Genomic DNA, 20462 nt, shown 5'->3' with positions numbered 1-20462 from the left:
ACACACTCGCGTGCGCCTCTGATATTGCCGCTCTGGCATATCGGCCGGGTGCGATACGCTTTTATGGAAAGACACATCTTTTGACCACCTTTCAGGAATTCGGCCTCGCCGATCCCATTACCCGTGCGCTCAAGGAAGAAAACTACACCACGCCGACCCCGATCCAGGCCCAGACCATCCCGATTGCCATCACCGGCAAGGACGTGATCGGCATCGCCCAGACCGGCACCGGCAAGACCGCTTCTTTCGCACTCCCGATTCTTCATCGCCTGCTCGAACACCGCGTCAAGCCGCAGCCCAAGACCTGCCGCGTGCTGGTGCTGAGCCCGACCCGCGAACTGTCCGGCCAGATCCTCGACAGCTTCAACGCCTATGGCCGCCACATGAACCTGTCGTCGGCGCTGGCGATCGGCGGCGTGCCGATGGGCCGCCAGGTTCGCTCGCTGATGCAGGGCGTGGACGTCCTCGTCGCCACGCCGGGCCGCCTGCTCGACCTCGTGCAGGGCAATGCGCTGAAGCTCAACATGGTGGAATTCCTCGTCCTCGACGAGGCCGACCGCATGCTCGACATGGGCTTCATCAACGACATCCGTAAGGTTGTCGCCAAGCTCCCGATCAAGCGCCAGACGCTGTTCTTCTCGGCCACCATGCCGAAGGATATCGCCGATCTCGCCGAGCACATGCTCCGCGACCCGGCCCGCGTCGCCGTCACCCCGGTGTCCTCGACCGTCGAGCGCATCACCCAGAAGATCCTGCTGGTCGATCACTCGGCCAAGCCCTCGATCCTGTCGCATATCCTCAAGACCGAACAGGTCAACCGCGCGCTGGTGTTCACCCGCACCAAGCACGGCGCCGACAAGGTCGTGAAGGGCCTCGAGCGCGCCGGCATCGCTGCTGCCGCCATCCACGGCAACAAGTCGCAGAACCATCGTGAGCGCACGCTGGCCCAATTCCGCACCGGCGAAGTCCGCACCCTGGTCGCCACCGACATTGCCGCCCGCGGCATCGACGTCGACGGCATCACCCATGTGGTGAATTTCGACCTGCCGAACGTGCCGGAAACCTATGTCCACCGGATCGGCCGTACGGCCCGTGCGGGCGCCGAAGGCATCGCAATCTCGCTTTGCGCCGGCGAGGAAATGGCGTATCTGCGCGATATCGAAAAGCTGATCCGCGTTGCGCTTCCGAAGGAAGACCGTCGCACCCCCGGCAAGAATGACGTGGGTCCGCCGCCTTCCCAGAATCGCGGTGGTCAGCGCAACGGTCGCCCCGCCCAGCACGCTCATCGCCAGGACGGAGCCCCCGGCAACAAGAACGCGCGCAATCGGCGCCGCCCCGGCGGCGGTGGCGGCGCATCGCAACCGAACCGCGATCATGCGCGGACCGAGAGCGGACCAAGGCACGAGAACGTAAGGCATGAAAATGCACGGCACGAGTCGAAGCCACGTCCCGCCCAGCAGGGCGGAGCCGCTGGAAAAGAAGGAAGCATGCAAGGCGTTGCCTTCCTTCATCGGCCGAGCCGACCTAACACCACCCCTAACCGCAGCCAGCGTCCGCGCTAAGCGCTGACCGATCTGGAGCTAATGAATGGCTAAAGAAGAGCTGATCCAGTTCGAAGGACTGGTGACCGAAATCCTTCCTGATGCACGCTATCGCGTGCAGCTGGATGCCGGACACGAAATCATTGCCTACACGGCAGGCAAGATGAAGAAGAACCGCATCAAGACACTGGCGGGCGACCGCGTGACGATCGAGATGTCGCCCTATGATCTGGAAAAGGGCCGACTGATCTTCCGTCACAAGGACGAACGTCCAGGTGGCGGCCCGCCGCGGTCAGGCCCGCCGCGCGGCAATTTCCGCCGCCGCTAAAGCGTCCGGACTTTTATTTCTGTCGACAGTTCGCACTGCAATATAGACCCTCGGCGCGCATGACCCACTCGTCATGCGCGGGACCGGGGGCGCATTCGCTTATTCGTATACTATCAAAAAATCGTGCGCGGCTGGATTGTCTTAGGGAATAGCTTCCCCTAATGTAACTGCTATCGATTTTCGGCCGGACGACTTCTCTATACCCCGGTGCAGCCGGTCTAGACTGACGACCCTTCCAAAAATTCGATGCCAACCAACCTGCGTCCAGGGCGTGGGTTACTACTACTATCTTTGAGAAGGGACTACCTCGTGAGCATGGGAACCGTGAAGTGGTTTAACGCCACCAAGGGTTATGGCTTCATTCAGCCGGACGAAGGCGGGAACGACGTGTTCGTGCACATCAGCGCCGTCGAACGCGCTGGTCTCGGCACGCTGCGCGAAGGCCAGAAGATCAGCTACGAAATCGTGGCCGATCGCCGTTCGGGCAAGTCGTCAGCGGATAACCTCCGCGCAGCCGGCTAACGATTTTCCGCAAGCAGCCGCTTGCAGATGATCGTGCAAAATTTGAAAGGCCGCGTCCCCGGACGCGGCCTTTCTTATTGGGGGAACCCTTTTTTCGGAAACGCTTCCGCGTGACGATTGTCGCGATCAGCCGCCGCTCGGCGTGCAGGTCGAGCCCAGCATCACGCATGTCATCTGCCTGGGCTTGGTGAAAGCAATCTCAGACGCCGTGATGCCCGTTTTCGACAGCACCCAGCCGATGGTCGGCACATAATTATATTTGACGTCGCCGACGATCAGATACTGGTTCGCCAACCAGTTGCCCGACGCATCCTTGCTGACGAGCCCGGCCGGCACCGAATAAACGGAATTCTTCGAGAGCGGCACGCTGCCGCGGCTCCAGACGACCTTTGCCGTCTTGCTGCTCGGATCCAGATAGACCTGGTGGATCGTCGTCTTCAACGCGTTCTTGTCGTAGGGATTCACGATGGCGCCCGCGACGGTGAAGAAATTCGTGACGTCACTTTCCTGCACCGTCGTGTAGCGAGAGGTGAGATCCGAAACAGTCTGTGCGATCTGGCTGACCTTGCGATCGACCGCAAAATAATTCGCGACATCGGTGATGCCGAACAGCATCAGCACCAGCATTGGCGCGATCATGGCGAATTCGATCGCCGCGATGCCGCTGTCATCACGCCGCAGAGAGGCGGCGCGATATCGTAGCTTGCGCGCAATAGCGAGTATGGGCATCCCGTGATCCTCTCGCTACTGCGGGCCAAGCGCGGCGGTCGCCGCGAGCAACCGCTTGTTCGTCGTCGTCCCGCGATCGATATTCGCGATATTGTAGCCGAGGCCCGTCACATAGAGCGGCCATTGATAGAAGGCGCGGACAACCACCGTCTTGCTGGTCGGACCGCTCGAAGAATAGGCCGGCGGCTGGTAGACGAAACCGTTGGAGACATATTTGCCGCTGGCATCGATCGGATCAATGATGGTGATCGTCGCGCCGGGATCAAAGGAGCGGACATCGACATCGAGCTTCGTGCAGTCCATCAGCACCGAGACGCGGCCGCAGATCGCCGCCTTGAAATCGGTCGCGCTGGCGCTGGTGCTGGTATAGACGAGCCGCGCGCCATCCTCCACGCCGGTCTCCAGGACCTGCCCGGCCATGAACACCATGCCGGTTTCCATGACAGCGAAGATCAGCGCGAAGAACATCGGCGCAATCATCGCGAATTCGACCGCGGCTGAACCATCCTGGCTTCGCCGGAAGGATCGCAACCGCTTCATAACGGCGACAAAGGAGATGATCGGTATCAGCATCTGCAGAATCCGGACGGGATGGAAATATCTACCGTCAGGCTGTAGCGAAAACTGATTGTAGAAGTGTTTCGCCGGATCGCGACAACATGGACCGATCCGTTAACAATCGCTTAACCATGTCCGTCACGGCAATGGAGCCGCGCGTTCTCGCGCGGCTACACAACGTCATGCGAAATCAGTTGACCTTGCCAGGCGTGCCGCTTGCAGCCCCCGTGGTCGCCGCCTGACCGCCGATGGCGCCGGCCTGATCCATGGTCGACTTGAAGTAGTTTTCCGCGTCACCCAGCGTGACACGGCGCTCGCAATTGGGCGTGCAGCTATACGACTCGCGCGCGGTGCCGCGATAGACGGTCACCACCTTGTCGGTCGGCCCTTCGACCTGCACCACGCGGTCCATCAAAACCGAGCCGGCACGATCCAGCGCGATCACATTGGTGGCGCCATAGCCCTTGCCGGTCACCACGACCATGCCGCCTGGCTGCAGCGTGACATCGGCAATCAGCGGATTGCCGATCACGATGGTGGCGATCTTTTCGGGGAATTTGACCAGCTTGGCCTGATCGACATTGACCGAGATCATGTCATTGGCAGCTGCCGGCAGGCCGGCAACGGGGAAGAGAACGAGACCGGCGGCAAGCGCCCGCATCATCAAGGCCGCAGAGGCGCGGCTACGCAACGAAAGAAAAGACATCCTGTACTCCGGGACGATACGAGCCGGCCTAAGCAGATACGCAGCGGTGCCGGCGCCCGACAAGGCAAATGTGCCGTTAATTGGTGAAGGAACAGGAAACGACGGTATCGATTGCGTCGCCCCCTAACGACGAAGCCCGGCGAAGGCGCCGGGCTCGATCACATTATTGCTTGGCTGCGGAGCTCAATTGCCGGAACGGATAGGCCAATTGGCCTCCGATTTCCTTCGGCAGCGGCTCGCCATCGACACCGTAATTGTCCGGCAGCACACCCTCGGGCATCCGAAACGTGCCGAACAGGATGTCCCAGAGCGGGAAAGTGCCGGCGAAATTCGTATTGCCCCCCTGCTCCAGCGAAGTGTGATGCCAGCGGTGAAAGACCGGGGTGGCGAGGACATATTTGAACGGCCCGAGTGTCCAGTTCAGATTGGCGTGGACGAAGGCCGAATGGAACGTCGTGAACGGACCGACCCACAGCATGATGTTGGGCGAGATGCCAGCCATCAGCAGCACCACATCGACGGCGACCGTACCAAGGAAGAGATTGACCGGGTGGAAGCGCGCCGCCGAGATCCAGTCGACTTCTTCCGACGAATGATGGATGGCGTGGTACTTCCAGAACTCGCCGCCGTGATACATGCGGTGGAACCAGTAGAGCAGGAAGTCCGAGACCACGAGGAACAGGATCGCCTGCACCCAGAGCGGCAATTGCGCCAACGGCCCGTGGCCATTTTCGTAAAAAGCGATCAACTCGTCCGGATCGTGGATGTTGAACACCACGGCTGCTCCAAGCACGAGAAGGCCGATGCGGACGACCCGTGTGATCAACGGAACGAAGAACCAATAGCAGATGTCGGTGACGATCTCGGTCTTGCGCCACCAGGGCTTGCCAGGATTGCATGCCCAGAAATGCGTGAGCACCGTGAAGACCAGAGCGATAGCGATCGTGATCGGCACCACCTTCAGAAGGGTGTCGCCGAACATGTGCAGCACTTCCATGGGCAATGAAGACATTTCCGAATCTCACCAGTTTTCTCGCCTCAGAGTTACCGGCGCATACTTAAGGACCGATAAACCAAGTTGGGAAAGCGTGGTGTGATGACACCTAAGTCATTCTAGAATGGTCTTAAGTAGACATTTACCGTGCACAAGAAGAGACAAATGCTATCGACTTTCATCAATCGAATTAACCGCACTGCAATCCGAAACTTCTAGGGTCTGCACATGGTCACGGTGCTGAGAACGCCGGGGAGACCAGGCATCTAAGATCGACAGCCACGTGCACATATGGAGTTTTGTATTATGAAGAACCTCGTTTCGCGTTTTCTGAAGGATGAGTCTGGCGCCACCGCGATCGAATACGGCCTGATCGCTGCCGGCATCTCGCTCGCCATCATCGCCGTCGTCAACGGCCTCGGCACCAACCTGAACGGCAAGTTCAGCTCGATCAACACCTCGCTGAAGTAAGCTCGAGGCGTGATTGCAAGAAAGGCTCCGGATTTCCGGAGCCTTTTTTGTTGGACAGTTTCAATATGCGTACCAGGCCGTGCCGATGAGACACAATGCGACCCAACGCCCCTTGCTCGACGCGATCGAGATGTCGCTGCGCGAGCCCGCCGGACTTGTCTGTATCGCGCTCGTGCTGGCGCTGGCTGCCGTGATCGCGCGGATCGCGGCGGTTTGGTAAACAATCTCTTGTTTTCCGATTATTCATTTCTGCGGGCTACGCTTTGCCGTCGTTGCCGCACGGACCGTTAAAGCCATGATCCTCGATTTGACGCGTCTCCTGCTGTTTCCAGGCCTGATGGCCTATGCCGCGATCAGCGACCTTTTCACGATGACGATCTCGAACCGGATCTCGATGCTGCTGATCGCCGGCTTCGCCTTTCTCGCCTTTTTCGGCGGCATGAGCTCCTCCACGGCCCTGCTGCATCTCGGCGCAGGCGGCCTCGTATTGGTCATCGCCTTCGCATGTTTCTCGTTCGGCTGGATCGGCGGCGGCGACGCCAAGCTCGCCGCTTGCGCCGGACTGTGGTTCGGCTTCGATCACCTGCTGGAATATCTCGTCTATGCGTCGCTGTTCGGTGGCGCGCTGACGCTGCTGCTGCTGCAGGCTAGGCAATGGCCGCTGCCGTCCCCGCTGAGCCGTCAGGAATGGCTGCTGCGCCTGCATCACAAGGACAGCGGCATCCCTTATGGCGTCGCACTCGCGCTCGGCGCGCTGCTGGTTTATCCGGAGACCCAGTGGATCAAAGCCGTCGATCTCAGCCGCCTCGCGTTAGGTTGATACCGACCAGAAATCGTTAACTCGATTTAGATACCGCTCATTAACCATGCTTTGACGAATAACTGCTCAACTCCACCCTACAGCGGCGCCTGCGTCGCAGCGTAATGTGGAAAGTGAAGCGTATGAATACCGCACGTATTGTGGTCCTCGCCATTGCACTCGGTGCTGGCAGCGTGGCGCTATACCTCGCCAGCTCATCGGACGCTCCGCCCCCTCCTCCGCAGGTCGCACAACTCCCCACCACCGACGTCCTCGTCGCCAAGGGCGATATCGCGCTGGGCCAGCCGATCGGCCCGGACGACATGCAGTGGCAGTCGTGGCCGAGCAGCGCCGCCAGCGCCAATGTGATCGCGCGCAACACACGCCCTGAAGCGATGACGCAGATGGCCGGCGCGATTGCACGCTCGCCTTTCATCGCAGGTGAACCCATCCGCGAGGCGAAGCTCGTGCGCGCCAACGGCTCCGGCTTCATGGCCGCCGTGCTGCCCTCGGGCATGCGCGCCGTCTCCACTGAAATCTCACCGGAAACCGGTGCCGGCGGCTTCATCCTCCCGAATGACCGCGTCGATGTGATCCTGTCCAAGCGCGACAAGGGCCCCGACAGCGGTGGCGCCGACAATGTGATGTCCGAGATCATTCTCAGCAATATCCGCGTGCTCGCCATCGATCAGGCGCCGAAGGAGAAGGACGGGCAGAACAACGTGGTCGGCAAGACCGCGACGCTCGAATTGAAGCCGGAACAGGCTGAATTGCTGGCACGCGCCCGCCAGAGCGGCACGCTTTCGCTCGCGCTGCGCGCGCTTGCCGACGCCAACGCGCCGGAAACACCCAGCGAGGATCCCGCTACCCGCCGCCGCGGTAGCACCATCAACATCGTCCGGTACGGCGTTTCGTCGACCGCGACGGTCACGAAGTGACGAGGGCGCAGACGATGAAGCCGATGACAACCACGAGCGGATCGATGCGGAGCCTGATGGCACGCGCGCTCTCGGTGACAGCCATCGCCGCGCTGACGCTCGGCTCTGCGCTGCCTGTCGCCGATGCGGCAGATCGTAGCTTTGACCAGGCTGCTGGTGCGGGGCAGCTGAACGCGCGCTTCCTGCCGCTGGGCATCGGGAAGTCGGTGGTGATCGACCTGCCGCGCGACGTGAAGGACGTGCTCGTCGCCGATCCGAAGATTGCCAATGCGGTGGTTCGCTCGGCCCAACGTGCCTACATCATCGGCGCCACTGTCGGCCAGACCAATATCATCTTCTTCGATAGCGCCGGCCAGCAGATTGCCGCCTACGACATCGCAGTGACACGCGATCTCAACGGCATCCGTGCCGCGCTGAAGCAAACAATGCCGACCGCTGATATCCGCGTCGAAGGTCTCGGCGACGGCATCATGCTGATGGGCTCGGCCGCCAGTCAGGTCGAGGCCCAGCAGGCTGCCGATCTCGCCGCGCGGCTTGCCGGCGGCATGGACAAGGTGGTCAACAACATCTCGGTGCGCGGCCGCGACCAGGTGATGCTCAAGGTCACGGTCGCAGAAGTTCAGCGCAACATCGTCAAGCAGCTCGGCGTCGATCTGTCGGGCAAGCTGAGCTACGGCACCTCGGTCGTCAATTTCAACAACACCAATCCGTTCACAGCCAGCGGCAAGACCCTGGTCGATGGCAATTCGATTGCTGCCTCTTTCGGCAGCGGCCCATCAATCACCGCAACATTGAAGGCGATGGAGAATGCCGGCGTCATCCGCACGCTGGCCGAACCGAGCCTGACCGCGATTTCGGGTGAAACCGCAAACTTCCTAGCGGGTGGTGAATTCCCGATCCCAGGCGGCAATACCTGCGATCCCACCACCCGTATCTGTACCGTTTCGATCTCCTTCAAAAAGTTCGGTATCTCGCTCGGCTTCACGCCGGTGGTGCTGAGCGAAGGCCGCATCAGCCTGCGCGTCTCCACCGAAGTCTCGGAACTGTCGCAGGAAAACTCGGTCACCATCAGCGGCACGCAAATCCCCGCGATCAAGACCAACCGCGCCGACACCACGCTCGAGATTCCGTCGGGCGGTTCGATGGCCATGGCGGGCTTGATCAAGCAGCAGACCAAGCAGGCGATGAGCGGCCTGCCCGGCATGGCACAGGTGCCGGTGCTCGGTGCGCTGTTCAAGAGCCGCGACTATGTCAACAACAATACCGAGCTGATGGTGATCGTGACCCCTTACGTGGTCCGCGCCGTGGCGCAGAAAGACCTGTCGCGGCCGGATGACGGCTTCGTCGATGCGTCCGATCCGCAAGCGGACTTCCTCGGCACCGTCAATCGCATCTATGGCGTACCGGGCCGCAAGCCCGAGCCGGCCCGCGGCTATCGCGGCGCCTTCGGCTTCATCACGGATTGAGGCGGGAAAAACAGATGACCCAGAGCAAAAGAAACTCACGCCTCGCCATTCTGACCGCAGTCGTCGGTGTCACCGCCGCGCTCGGCGGCTGCAAGACCGTTGCACAGGATGACCTCGCAACGAGTGTTCCTTTCGACTATCGTCAGCGCCACCCGATCGTGGTGGAAGAGCGGCTGCACAGCATCGACGTGTTTGTCGGCAGCTTCCGCGGCGGCCTGACGGCGCCGCAGCGCGCCGACGTCGTCGCCCTCGGACAGAACTGGTTGCGCGAAGGCACCGGCGTGATCACCGTCGAGGTGCCAGCGCAGACGCCGAACGCGCGCGCTGCGCAGGATTCCAGGCGCGAAGTCTATTCGCTGCTCGCTGCCGCCGGCGTGCCACCGAATGCCATCGCGAGCCGCAACTATACGCCGAACGACCCACGCCAGTTCGCGACGATCCGCGTGGGCTATCCCCTGATCGGAGCGACCGCTGGTCCCTGCGGCACCTGGCCGGAGGATCTCAGCGCCTCGATCAAGAACAAGAGCTATATGTCGAACCGGCCTTACTATAATCTCGGTTGCGCCTCGCAGCGCAATCTCGCGGCCATGGTGTCGAACCCGTCCGATCTGGTGCAACCGCGCGCGGAGACGCCTGTCTACGCCGCGCGCCGCACCTTCGGTCTCGACAAGTATCGCCAGGGCCAGGGCACAGCCACCACTTATCCCGATGCGGATAAGGGCAAGATCAGCAGCGTGGGCCAATGATCAGTTACGCGCAAAAGACCGACGACGAACTGCCCTCCGCCACGCCGACCACGGCCGCGGACGAGCATATCGCGCCAGCGCCCCGGGTCTCGATCCAGGCATTCTGCGAAACCGTCGAAACCGCCGCCGCCGTGCAGGCCGCCGGTGAAGACCGTCGGCTGGGCAAGACCCATCTCAAGATCCAGATGGGCGGCATGGCCGCCGCCATCGAGGCCTATCGCACGGCGCCGACGCCGAATGTGATCCTGCTCGAAGCCGAGCCGCGCACCGATATTCTCGGCGGGCTCGACCATCTCGCCACCGTCTGCGATGCCGGCACGCGTGTCATCGTGATCGGCAAGGTCAATGACGTCACGCTGTATCGCGAGCTGGTTCGCCGCGGCGTCAGCGATTACGTGATCGCACCGGTCGTGACCATCGACGTCGTCCGTTCAATCTGTGGCCTGTTCTCGGCCCCTGAAGCCAAGGCCGTCGGCCGGATCATCGCCGTGGTCGGCGCCAAGGGCGGCGTCGGCGCATCCACCATCGCGCATAACGTCGCCTGGGCGATCGCGCGCGATCTGGCACTGGATTCCGTCGTCGCCGATCTCGATCTCGCTTTCGGCACCGCCGGCCTCGATTACAACCAGGATCCGCCGCAGGGCATTGCGGATGCAGTGTTCTCGCCCGACCGTATCGACACCGCCTTCATCGACCGCCTGCTGTCGAAATGCACCGACCATCTCAGCCTGCTGGCCGCGCCGGCCACGCTGGAGCGCGTCTATGATTTCGGCACCGAGGCGTTCGATTCGATCTTCGATACGCTGCGCTCGACCATGCCCTGCATCGTGCTCGACGTGCCGCATCAATGGACCGGCTGGACCAAGCGTGCGCTGATCGGCGCCGACGACATTCTCATCGTCGCTTCGCCGGATCTCGCCAATCTGCGCAACACCAAGAACATGTATGACCTGATCAAGGCCGCGCGGCCGAATGACCGGCCGCCGCTCTATTGCCTCAACCAGGTCGGCGTGCCGAAGCGCCCGGAAATCAGCGCGGCTGAATTCGCCAAGGCCATCGAGACGCCGCCGATTGCGACGATCCCGTTCGAGCCGCAGATTTTTGGCGCTGCTGCCAATAACGGACAGATGATTGCGGAAGTTTCCGCCAATCATCGCACCACCGAGATGTTCCTGCAGATCGCCCAACGGCTCACCGGCCGCGGCGAGACGAAAAAGCCGCGAGGATCCTTCCTCGCCCCGCTGCTGGAGAAGTTGCGGTCGAAGTGACGACCTGCAAGGAGTTGAGTCGTGTTTGGTAAGCGTAGTGGAACAGAGCCCGATCTTCGTGCGCCTCGGCCCAGCCCTCCGCCGGCAGCGCCGAGCGTAGCGCCTGCGCCTGCCGTCGCGTCTCCGCCGCTGTCGCCGGCGCGCGCGCCTGCGCCGCCGGTCGCCGAGCGTCGCTCCGACAACTATTATCAGGTCAAGGCAACCATCTTCGGCGCGCTGATCGAAGCGATCGACCTTGCGCAGCTCGCCAAGCTCGATGGCGAATCCGCGCGCGAGGAAATCCGCGACATCGTCAACGAGATCATCGCGATCAAGAATATCGTGATGTCGATCGCCGAGCAGGAGGAACTGCTCGACGATATCTGCAACGACGTGCTCGGCTATGGCCCGCTGGAACCGCTGCTGGCGCGCGACGACATCGCCGACATCATGGTCAACGGCGCCGGCACGGTGTTCATCGAAGTCGCCGGTCGCATCCAGAAGACCGGCATCCGCTTCCGCGACAATCAGCAGTTGCTGAACATCTGTCAGCGCATCGTCAGCCAGGTCGGGCGCCGTGTCGATGAATCGTCGCCGATCTGCGACGCCCGTCTTGCCGATGGCTCACGCGTCAACGCCATCGTGCCGCCGCTGGCGATCGATGGTCCCGCGCTCACGATTCGTAAGTTCAAAAAGGATAAGCTGACCCTCGATCAGCTGGTCAAATTCGGTGCCATCTCGCCGGAAGGCGCGCAGATCCTGCAGATCATCGGCCGCGTGCGCTGTAACGTCCTGATTTCGGGCGGTACCGGCTCCGGCAAGACCACGCTGCTGAACTGCCTGACCAACTATATCGACGAAGACGAGCGCGTCATCACCTGCGAGGACGCCGCGGAACTGCAGCTGCAGCAGCCGCATGTGGTGCGCCTGGAAACCCGCCCGCCGAATATCGAAGGCGAGGGCCAGGTGACCATGCGCGAGCTCGTCCGCAACTGCCTGCGTATGCGCCCCGAACGCATCATCGTCGGCGAAGTCCGCGGCCCGGAAGCGTTCGACCTTCTGCAGGCCATGAACACCGGCCATGACGGCTCGATGGGCACGCTGCACGCCAACAATCCGCGCGAAGCGCTGTCGCGCTGCGAATCCATGATCACCATGGGCGGCTTCTCGCTGCCCTCGCGCACCATCCGCGAGATGATCTGCGCCTCTATCGACGTCATCGTGCAGGCCGCCCGCCTGCGCGACGGCTCGCGCCGCATCACGCACATCACCGAGGTGATGGGGATGGAAGGCGACACCATCATCACCCAGGACGTATTCCTCTATGACATCGTCGGTGAGGACGCCAATGGCGGCATCATCGGCCGTCATCGCTCGACCGGCATCGGCCGGCCGAAATTCTGGGAACGTGCACGCTATTACGGTGAAGAAAAGCGGCTCGCCGCGGCACTCGATGCCGCCGAAGTCGCTGCGAATATCTAGAGGAGCAGCCGATGAACATGCAGGCGCTCGCTTTGGCCTTCATGGCCACCGTCGCGGTCGGCGGACTCGCATGGGTCTTCCTCTATCCGCAGCTGTCCGGCGAAAAGAAAGCCGAGGAGCGCCGCTCCTCGATCGCGCGGCCGGAGCCGAAGATCCGCTCCGCCGATCGCGCGCAGCGCTCCAAGCGCGATCAGGTCGAAACGTCGCTGAAAGAAGTCGAAGCCCGCAACAAGGAAAAGAGCAAGGTTCCACTGGGGATCCGCATCACCCAGGCCGGGCTTGACTGGAGCGAGCAGAAATTTCTCGTCATCTCCGGCATCCTGGGCCTGTTTGCATTCGCGATGACCGTGATGTTCGGCGGCGGCCTGCTGGCCGGTGCCGGTCTCGCTTTTGCGGCTGGCTTCGGCCTGCCGCGCTGGGTGCTCGGCTTTCTCAAGAAGCGCCGCGAAGATGCTTTCCTGAAGGCGCTGCCCGATGCCGTGGACGTCGTCGTGCGCGGCATCAAGGCCGGCCTGCCGCTGTTCGATTCGCTGAAAGTCGTGGCCGCCGATGCGCCGGAGCCGCTGCGCAGCGAGTTCAACGCCATCATCGAAACCCAGACCATCGGCATGCCGCTGGGCGAGGCCTGCGCACGGCTCTATGAGCGCATGCCGCTGCCCGAGGCCAATTTCTTCGGCATCGTGATCGCGATCCAGCAAAAGTCCGGCGGCAACCTGTCGGAAGCGCTAGGCAACCTGTCAAAGGTGCTGCGCGATCGCAAGAAGATGAAAGAGAAGATCCAGGCGATGTCGATGGAAGCCAAGGCCTCCGCCGGCATCATCGGCTCGCTGCCACCGATCGTGATGCTGCTCGTCTATATGAGCACGCCCGACTACATCTCGCTGCTGTGGACTCATGAAACCGGCCGTCTGATGCTGGCGGGCTGCGTGGTGTGGATGTCCTGCGGCATCTTCGTCATGAAGAAGATGATCAATTTCGATTTCTGATGGTGCAACATGGTTGATCTGCTGATCGCAAAGCTGCACGACACCCGCTTCATGATGATGCTCATGGCGGCCATTGCCGTGACGGCCACTGCCTATACGCTGCTGGTGCCGCTGTTCGTCAGCGACGGCCTCACCAAGCGGATGAAAGCTGTCGCGAGCGAACGCGAGCGGCTGCGCCAGCGCGAGCGCGATCGCCTGGCCAATAGCGGAAAAGTGTCGCTGCGGCAGACGCCGAAGCAACTCGTCTCCAAGGTCGTCAGTGATTTCAACCTGACCAAATGGCTGGCGCAGGAGGCTGCGCTCGACAAGCTGGTGATGGCCGGCTATCGCGGCCAGGCGCCTTATGTCACCTTCCTGTTTTTCCGCCTCGTCACGCCGATCGTCTTTCTGGTCATGGCGGTACTATATGTGTTCGTGATCTCGCGGATGGAGCAATCGCTACCCATCAAGATCGGCATGTGCGTCGGCGCCGCCTGGTTCGGCATGCAGGCGCCGATGATCTTCCTCAAGAATGCCATCACCAAGCGCCAGCTCTCGATCCGCCGTGCCTTTCCTGATGCGCTCGATCTGTTGCTGATCTGTATCGAATCCGGCATGTCCATCGAAGTCGCGTTCCGCCGCGTCTCTATCGAGATCGCTTCGCAATCGGTGGCCCTCGCCGAAGAATTCACGCTGACCACGGCAGAGCTGTCCTATCTGCAGGACCGCAAGGTGGCGTACGAGAATCTCGCCAAGCGCACCGGGCTCGAAGGCGTGAAGTCGGTCTGTCTCGCGCTGATGCAATCGGAGCGCTACGGCACGCCGCTCGGCCAGAGCTTGCGCGTGATGGCCCAGGAAAACCGCGACATGCGCATGAACGAAGCGGAGAAGAAGGCGGCAGCGCTGCCGCCGAAGCTCACCGTGCCGATGATCCTGTTCTTCCTGCCGGTGCTGTTCGTGGTCATTCTCGGACCGACCGGCATCAAGGTCGCCGCCATGCAGTAACGATGAAGCGCTTACGAGCGCTTCGCGTCGTCCTGGCCGCTGAACTTAGCTCCGCCACGATTGTTCAGCATCTGCTTGAGATAAGCCACATTGGCCGCCGCTTCGTCCGGCGGCAGATCGGCGCGCACGATGGTTTCGGCTTCGCTGAAGCGGCCCTGCAGACCGACAACGAGACCAAGATTCTGCCGCACGCGCGGATCGACATTGCCGCGTCCCTGCTGCGCGCGACGCAGCGCAGCCTCAGCCTGGGGCAGATCCTTCGACAGCATATAGGACAGGCCGAGATTCGACAGCACCGAAGGCTCCTCGGGCCGGATCTTTAACGCATTGGCATAGTAGCGCCGGGCTTCGTCGTGACGGGCCATCTGATCCAGGGCAGCGCCCTGCGCCGACAGAATCCGCCAATCCGGATTGGCCGGTGTGTGCGCCGTGCCGAGCACCTCGAAAGCACGTTCGAAGCTGCCTGCATCAGCAAGGGCGCGGCCGTAGCCAGCCACCAGCGCCTTGTTGCCGGGATTGTTGAGCGTCGCCTGTTCGAATACCGAAACGGCTTGGGCGCGCTGCCCATTGGCGCGCAGCGCCTGGCCATAGCGTAACGCTACGTCCGGATCGCGCGGATTGGCGCGGAAGCGCTCGCCATAAGCCTCGATGTCGCGTGGATCGGCAGCCTGGCTCACGGGAGGCGGCGCTTCAGCGCGCGGGCTCACGGAACCGGTGACATCCGACAGGCCGGTCGTCTTGCAGCCGGCGAGGCCTGCGGCCAGAATTGCCGTGGTGGCCGCAGTCGCGAGAAACCGCGCAAGACAGAAGGGCTGACGCATGGCACTTTGACTCAACGATGATGCGAACGGACGAACCGAATGCGCCAGCAATAGAGTGTTAACCCTAATGGCTGGTTAATCGGACCATCCGGTGCCATATCCCCGGTTACCACCTCTTGACGCGTGCGGCCGCATAACGGCCCTCCCTTCAGTTGCGAGCCAAGTCATGCATTCAGCCTTCGACGCCTCCCCGACCAAGCCTGCGATCCCGATCACGTTCGTGACCAAGAGCACATGGCCGGAGATCTTGGCGACGCTGCCCGCCGCCGCGAAGGCGTTTGCCACCGCCAATGGCTTCAGCGGCAAGCCCGGCGCTTGGCTCGCTCTGCCCGATGTGGATGGCGCGATCGCACAGGTGCTGTTTGGGCTTGAAGATGCAGGCGCGACGCATCGCGACTTGTTCCGGCCCGGCACGCTGCCGGGATTGCTGCCAGCCGGCAGCTACCGCTTCGCCAATGCACCGCATGATACACGCCTCGCGGTCCTCGCTTTCGCCCTCGGCAGCTATCGCTTCGGCCGCTATCGCATCAATGAAGCCCCAAAGGTGAAGCTGGTGCCACCGACCGATATCGACATCGCCGAAATCAGCCGCATGGCCGAAGCCGCGGCCCTGGCACGCGATCTGATCAACACGCCTTCCAACGACATGGGCCCCGAAGAACTAGCGCAGGCAGCGAAGGACCTCGCCACCCGGTTCGGCGCCAATTTCAACTGCATCACCGGCGACGATCTCGTCACCCAGAATTTCCCGCTCATCCACGCCGTCGGCATGGCCTCGACTCGCGCGCCACGCCTGATCGATTTTTCCTGGGGCGATCCGGCACATCCGAAAGTGACGCTGGTCGGCAAAGGCGTCTGCTTCGACACCGGCGGGCTCGATCTCAAGCCGTCGTCGGGCATGCTGATCATGAAGAAGGACATGGGTGGCGCCGCCAATGTCCTCGCGCTCGCGCTGATGATCATGGATGCGAAGCTGAAGGTGCGGTTACGCGTGTTGATCCCGGCGGTGGAGAACGCCGTCGCCGGCAATGCCTTCCGCCCGCTCGATGTCTTCAAGTCTCGTAAAGGCCCGACGGTTGAAATCGGCAACACCGATGCCGAAGGCCGTCTCGTGCTCGCCGATGCATTGGCGCTCGCCGACGAAGAGAAACCGGATCTGCTGATCGATCTCGGCACGCTCACCGGTGCTGCACGCGTCGCACTCGGGCCGGAGCTACCGCCATTCTACACCAATGACGAAGACCTCGCCCTCGATGTCGCACGCTCTGCAAAGGAGCAGAATGATCCGCTATGGCGATTGCCGCTCTGGGCGCCCTATGACGCGTGGCTGGATTCGAAAGTCGCCAATATCAACAACGCACCATCGGGCGGGTTTGCCGGCTCGATCACCTGCGCGCTGTTCCTGCAGCGCTTCGTCGAATCGGCAAAGAGCTGGCTGCATGTGGACATCTATGGCTGGACGCCCTCGGCCAAGCCGGCGCGCCCCGAAGGTGGCGAATGCCAGGCTGCGCGTGCGATCTATGCCTTGCTGAGCCAGCGCTATGGATAAGCGCCTGACGCCCGCGCGGCCGGATGTCGCCGCAAAATATCTCGAAGGCAAGGTCGAGGCCGCGCGATTCGTGACCGGCGAGGAATACGAGATCACCGAAGGCGTCACCTCGGTAAGACGCGATCCGTTTGCGGGCGCGATGCTGGATACGCAGGCGCTGCGTGGTGAACGATTCACGATCTATGACCGCAATGAGGAAGGCTGGGCCTGGGGACAGCTCAATGCCGATGGCTATGTGGGCTGGATCTCCGATCTTGCACTGTATCCGCCCAGTCCTGCCCCCACGCATAAGGTGACGGCACTGCGCACGTTCGCCTTCCCCGGTCCGTCGATCAAAATTCCGCCCATGGATACGCTGCCGCTGGGGGCGCAACTCTCCATTGTTAAAATGACCGATGCCTTCGCTGTGGCCAGCAATGGCCATCACATTCCGAAGCAGCATGTGACCGAGCTCTCGTTCGTTGAGCCAGATTTCGTCGCCGTGGCCGAACGCTTTGTCGGCACGCCCTATCTGTGGGGTGGCAAGAGCAGCCTCGGCATCGACTGCTCCGGCCTCGTGCAGATTGCGCTTACAGCTGCGGGCACCGGCTGCCCGCGCGACAGCGATATGCAGGAGAGCGGGCTCGGACGTGCTCTGAACGCAACCGAGATACAAAGCCTCAAGCGCGGCGACCTGATTTTCTGGAAAGGTCATGTCGCCATCGTCCGCGATGCCGATACGATCGTACATGCCAATGCGCATCACATGATGACGGCGATCGAGGACACCAAGAGCGCCATCGCACGGATCGCCGCGACCGGCAGCGACGTGACGAGCATCAAGCGACTGGACTGACCGCCCGTTCGCAATAATCCTGCAAGCGATCCCGGTGCAACGCCAGCCATTGCAGGGCGCTGACCATCAATCCGTTGAAGATCTGCCCCTGATCGAGGGCAGCGATGGCGGCATCGATCGTAACGATAAACGGGCGGGTGTCTTCGTGCTCATCGGCAAGACCGCCGCGCAACGGCACTTTGCTGCTATCAATGAAACCGAGGAAGAACGTGACGAATTCATCGGTGATGCCCGGCGTCGGCAACACGCTATAGAGTTCGATCAAGCGATCCGGCGCAACACCGATTTCCTCATGGCATTCCCGAGCAGCAGCCGCGATGGCGCTCTCATCGCCATCGACGCGGCCGGCAACGATCTCGACCATCTCGCCGCGCCCCGTGGCCAGATGCGCGGGCAAGCGGAACTGGCGGAGCAGAACGATTTCGCCGCGGCGAAGATCGACGGGAAGCACAGCTGCAACCCGGCCGGCCCGCAACACGTCGCGCTGCTGTCGCAGCGTCTCGTCGTCGTCGCGAATGATCGCCACGTCATAACGCTCGTAAGGCAGATAGCCTTTCGCCACCGTGACCGGCGGCGAGACCGCGACATCCATCACGCGGTCGGCGATCGCACTTTTGTCTTCGACAGCCATGGTGTTATTGCGCCACCGCGCCGCCCGGCACCGCCTCGATGCGGAAGGCGGCGGCAAACAGCGCGCGGGTGTAGTCGGATTTCGGATTCTTGAAGAGTTCGGCGGCGGGTCCTTCTTCCACCACCTTGCCATGGCGCATCACGATCAGATGGCTCGCCAGCGAGGCGACGACGCGGAGATCGTGGGAGATAAACATGTAGGTCAGGTCGCGCTTGCGCTGGAGTTCGCGCAGGAGATCGACCATCTGCGCCTGGAACAGCATGTCGAGCGCACTGGTTGGCTCGTCCAGCACCACGAAGTTCGGCTCCAGCACCACGGCGCGCGCAATCGAGATGCGCTGGCGCTGGCCGCCGGAGAATTCATGCGGATAGCGGAAGCGCGTCGCCGGATCGAGGCCGACATCCACGAGTGCTTTGACCACGCGCGCCTCGCGCTCGTCGTCGGACAGTTCGCGCTGATGCACCGTGAGCCCTTCGGCAATGATGTCGCCGACCGACATGCGCGGGCTGAGTGCACCAAAAGGATCCTGGAACACGATCTGCATGTCGCGCCGGAACGGCCGCATCTGCTTAAACTGCAGGCCCTGGATATCCTTGCCGAGAAACACGATCGGCCCCTGCGACGAGATCAGGCGTAGCAGCGCAAGGCCAAGCGTCGTCTTTCCCGAGCCGGATTCACCGACGACGCCGAGCGTCTCGCCCTTGCGGATCTTGACGCTGACGCCATCGACCGCCTTCACATGACCGATGGTCTTGCGCAGCAAGCCGCGCTTGATGGGAAACCAAACCTTCAGATCATCGGTGGACATCACCACCGGCGCATCAGGCTGCGGCGGCGCCGGATCCGGTTTCGGCTCGGCGGCGAGCAATGCCTTGGTGTAGGGATGCTGCGGCGAGGTGAAAACCTGTTCGACAGGCCCTTGCTCGACGATCTCGCCATTCTTCATCACGCAGACGCGCTCGGCGATCCGGCGAACGATGCCGAGATCATGGGTGATGAACAGAAGGCTCATGCCAAGCCGCTGGCGGATATCGGCGAGCAGCGCGAGAATCTGTGCCTGCACGGTGACATCGAGCGCAGTGGTGGGCTCGTCGGCGATCAGGAGATCCGGTTCGTTCGCAAGCGCCATGGCGATCATCACGCGCTGGCGCTGGCCGCCGGACAGCTGATGCGGATAGCTGCCGAGCCGGGTCTCGGGATCGGGAATGCCGACCTGGGTCAACAATTCGATCACCCGCGCCTTCGCTTTCGCGCCGCGCATGCCGTTATGGAGCTGCAGGATTTCGCCGATCTGCGCACCGATCGTGTGCAACGGATTGAGCGAGGTCATCGGCTCCTGAAAGATAATCGAGATATCGTTGCCGCGGATGGCGCGGATGTCGTTCTCAGACATGCCGAGCAACTCGTGCCCCTTGAAGCGAATGCCGCCCGATGGATGCGAGGCCATCGGATAAGGCAGTAGCTTCAAAATCGACAGTGCACTTACGGATTTACCCGACCCGGACTCCCCGACCAGCGCAACGCATTCGCCCCGCTTGATGTCGAACGAGACTTTGTTGACAGCGACTGACGTGTTGCCGCCCTGATGGAAGGCGACAGACAGATCCCGAACGTCGAGCAGTGGCTGATTGATGGCGTCCATATCGCAGCCCTACCTGAACGTCTTGCGCGGGTCGAAAGCGTCGCGCACCGCTTCGCCGATGAAGATCAACAGCGACAACATGATCGCCACTGCAAAGAAGCCCGTAAAGCCGAGCCAAGGCGCCTGCACATTGGCCTTGCCTTGCGACAGCAACTCGCCAAGCGATGGCGAACCAGGCGGGAGGCCGAAGCCGAGGAAATCCAGCGCTGTCAGGGTCATCACTGACGACGACACGATGAATGGCAGGAAGGTCATGGTGGCGACCATGGCGTTGGGCAGCAGGTGCCTCACCATGATGCTGCGATTGGAGACGCCGAGGGCACGGGCGGCGGTGACATATTCGAAATTGCGGCCGCGCAGGAATTCGGCGCGGACGAGGCCGACCAGCGACACCCACGAGAACAACAGCAGGATGCCAAGGAGCACGAAGAAACCCGGCACCAGCACTGCCGACAGGATTAGCAGCAGATAGAGCGAGGGAATCGAG

General features: G+C 62.1%; 23 protein-coding genes. 15 read left to right on the top strand and 8 right to left on the bottom strand.

Translation table 11 applies throughout. The features are described from left to right. Window positions 1-80: 80 nt before the first annotated feature. The 3 genes from ACIQ2A_RS14065 (at window position 81) to ACIQ2A_RS14055 (ending at window position 2391) form a co-directional block, all read left to right on the top strand. The gene (locus ACIQ2A_RS14065; protein ID WP_398480100.1) at window positions 81-1562 is read left to right on the top strand and encodes a DEAD/DEAH box helicase; all 1482 of its coding nucleotides are present in this window, start codon (window positions 81-83) and stop codon (window positions 1560-1562) included. 25 nt (window positions 1563-1587) lie between these two features. Further along, on the top strand, window positions 1588-1869 hold the full coding sequence (gene infA / locus ACIQ2A_RS14060; RefSeq protein ID WP_211910085.1) for a translation initiation factor IF-1: 282 nt from the start codon (window positions 1588-1590) through the stop codon (window positions 1867-1869). Between the two features lie 309 nt (window positions 1870-2178). After that, on the top strand, window positions 2179-2391 hold the full coding sequence (locus ACIQ2A_RS14055) for a cold-shock protein (protein WP_016842648.1): 213 nt from the start codon (window positions 2179-2181) through the stop codon (window positions 2389-2391). A gap of 126 nt (window positions 2392-2517) precedes the next feature. On the opposite strand, the gene ACIQ2A_RS14050 is transcribed toward ACIQ2A_RS14055, so the two are convergent. The 4 genes from ACIQ2A_RS14050 to ACIQ2A_RS14035 all read right to left on the bottom strand — a co-directional run bounded on the left by ACIQ2A_RS14050 (window position 2518) and on the right by ACIQ2A_RS14035 (window position 5396). Then, the gene (locus tag ACIQ2A_RS14050; RefSeq protein ID WP_398480098.1) at window positions 2518-3120 is read right to left on the bottom strand and encodes a TadE/TadG family type IV pilus assembly protein; all 603 of its coding nucleotides are present in this window, start codon (window positions 3118-3120) and stop codon (window positions 2518-2520) included. Between the two features lie 15 nt (window positions 3121-3135). Further along, a complete protein-coding gene (locus ACIQ2A_RS14045; RefSeq protein WP_398480096.1) occupies window positions 3136-3693 on the bottom strand; it encodes a TadE/TadG family type IV pilus assembly protein in 558 nt (185 codons plus the stop codon). 175 nt (window positions 3694-3868) lie between these two features. Next, on the bottom strand, window positions 3869-4384 hold the full coding sequence (locus ACIQ2A_RS14040) for a pilus assembly protein N-terminal domain-containing protein (protein ID WP_398480094.1): 516 nt from the start codon (window positions 4382-4384) through the stop codon (window positions 3869-3871). A 163-nt stretch (window positions 4385-4547) separates the two neighbouring features. Then, window positions 4548-5396 carry a sterol desaturase family protein gene (locus ACIQ2A_RS14035; protein WP_398480092.1) on the bottom strand — a complete coding sequence of 283 codons (849 nt, stop codon included), beginning with the start codon at window positions 5394-5396 and terminating at the stop codon, window positions 4548-4550. A gap of 288 nt (window positions 5397-5684) precedes the next feature. Between ACIQ2A_RS14035 and ACIQ2A_RS14030 the strand changes: the two genes are divergently transcribed. The 10 genes from ACIQ2A_RS14030 to ACIQ2A_RS13985 all read left to right on the top strand — a co-directional run bounded on the left by ACIQ2A_RS14030 (window position 5685) and on the right by ACIQ2A_RS13985 (window position 14497). Continuing rightward, a complete protein-coding gene (locus ACIQ2A_RS14030) occupies window positions 5685-5849 on the top strand; it encodes a Flp family type IVb pilin (protein WP_398480090.1) in 165 nt (54 codons plus the stop codon). 85 nt (window positions 5850-5934) lie between these two features. After that, on the top strand, window positions 5935-6069 hold the full coding sequence (locus ACIQ2A_RS14025) for a hypothetical protein (protein WP_398480088.1): 135 nt from the start codon (window positions 5935-5937) through the stop codon (window positions 6067-6069). Window positions 6070-6144: 75 nt separating this feature from the next. Continuing rightward, window positions 6145-6669 (top strand): prepilin peptidase, encoded by a 525-nt coding sequence (locus ACIQ2A_RS14020; RefSeq protein WP_398480086.1) that lies wholly within the window; start codon window positions 6145-6147, stop codon window positions 6667-6669. A 122-nt stretch (window positions 6670-6791) separates the two neighbouring features. Next, on the top strand, window positions 6792-7586 hold the full coding sequence (gene cpaB, locus ACIQ2A_RS14015; protein ID WP_398480084.1) for a Flp pilus assembly protein CpaB: 795 nt from the start codon (window positions 6792-6794) through the stop codon (window positions 7584-7586). Window positions 7587-7609: 23 nt separating this feature from the next. Continuing rightward, window positions 7610-9052: a type II and III secretion system protein family protein gene (locus tag ACIQ2A_RS14010; protein WP_398480081.1), complete on the top strand. Its 1443-nt coding sequence runs from the start codon at window positions 7610-7612 to the stop codon at window positions 9050-9052. A gap of 14 nt (window positions 9053-9066) precedes the next feature. Continuing rightward, window positions 9067-9798: a CpaD family pilus assembly protein gene (locus ACIQ2A_RS14005; RefSeq protein ID WP_398480079.1), complete on the top strand. Its 732-nt coding sequence runs from the start codon at window positions 9067-9069 to the stop codon at window positions 9796-9798. After that, window positions 9795-11066 carry a CpaE family protein gene (locus tag ACIQ2A_RS14000; protein ID WP_398480077.1) on the top strand — a complete coding sequence of 424 codons (1272 nt, stop codon included), beginning with the start codon at window positions 9795-9797 and terminating at the stop codon, window positions 11064-11066. The genes ACIQ2A_RS14005 and ACIQ2A_RS14000 overlap by 4 nt, the downstream gene beginning before the upstream one ends. A gap of 21 nt (window positions 11067-11087) precedes the next feature. Continuing rightward, a complete protein-coding gene (locus ACIQ2A_RS13995) occupies window positions 11088-12527 on the top strand; it encodes a CpaF family protein (protein ID WP_398480075.1) in 1440 nt (479 codons plus the stop codon). 11 nt (window positions 12528-12538) lie between these two features. Beyond that, window positions 12539-13513 (top strand): type II secretion system F family protein, encoded by a 975-nt coding sequence (locus ACIQ2A_RS13990; RefSeq protein WP_398480073.1) that lies wholly within the window; start codon window positions 12539-12541, stop codon window positions 13511-13513. Between the two features lie 9 nt (window positions 13514-13522). Then, complete coding sequence (locus tag ACIQ2A_RS13985; protein ID WP_398480071.1) at window positions 13523-14497, top strand: type II secretion system F family protein; 975 nt, start codon at window positions 13523-13525, stop codon at window positions 14495-14497. Window positions 14498-14508: 11 nt separating this feature from the next. Here the strand turns inward: ACIQ2A_RS13985 and ACIQ2A_RS13980 are convergent, their stop codons facing one another. Then, a complete protein-coding gene (locus ACIQ2A_RS13980) occupies window positions 14509-15318 on the bottom strand; it encodes a tetratricopeptide repeat protein (protein ID WP_398480069.1) in 810 nt (269 codons plus the stop codon). 166 nt (window positions 15319-15484) lie between these two features. On the opposite strand from ACIQ2A_RS13980, the gene ACIQ2A_RS13975 reads away from it, so the two are divergent. Next, the gene (locus ACIQ2A_RS13975) at window positions 15485-16867 is read left to right on the top strand and encodes a leucyl aminopeptidase family protein (RefSeq protein ID WP_398480067.1); all 1383 of its coding nucleotides are present in this window, start codon (window positions 15485-15487) and stop codon (window positions 16865-16867) included. Next, window positions 16860-17702, top strand: coding sequence for an NlpC/P60 family protein (locus tag ACIQ2A_RS13970; RefSeq protein WP_398480065.1), 843 nt, complete (start codon window positions 16860-16862; stop codon window positions 17700-17702). Before ACIQ2A_RS13975 ends, ACIQ2A_RS13970 begins: the two co-directional genes overlap by 8 nt. On the opposite strand, the gene ACIQ2A_RS13965 is transcribed toward ACIQ2A_RS13970, so the two are convergent. The 3 genes from ACIQ2A_RS13965 to ACIQ2A_RS13955 form a co-directional block, all read right to left on the bottom strand. Beyond that, entirely contained in the window at window positions 17686-18333 is a 648-nt protein-coding gene (locus tag ACIQ2A_RS13965; protein ID WP_398480063.1) for an NUDIX domain-containing protein, read from the bottom strand. The two genes, ACIQ2A_RS13970 and ACIQ2A_RS13965, sit on opposite strands and share 17 nt — an antisense overlap. Window positions 18334-18337: 4 nt before the next feature. Next, window positions 18338-19975 (bottom strand): ABC transporter ATP-binding protein, encoded by a 1638-nt coding sequence (locus tag ACIQ2A_RS13960; RefSeq protein WP_398480061.1) that lies wholly within the window; start codon window positions 19973-19975, stop codon window positions 18338-18340. Between the two features lie 9 nt (window positions 19976-19984). Then, on the bottom strand, window positions 19985-20462 hold a 478-nt coding region (locus ACIQ2A_RS13955; RefSeq protein ID WP_398480059.1), incomplete at its 5' end, for an ABC transporter permease subunit.

Source organism: Tardiphaga sp., from assembly GCF_044336785.1.
In the GTDB taxonomy this organism is placed as follows: domain Bacteria; phylum Pseudomonadota; class Alphaproteobacteria; order Rhizobiales; family Xanthobacteraceae; genus Tardiphaga.
This window is presented reverse-complemented; position numbering and strand designations above follow the sequence as displayed.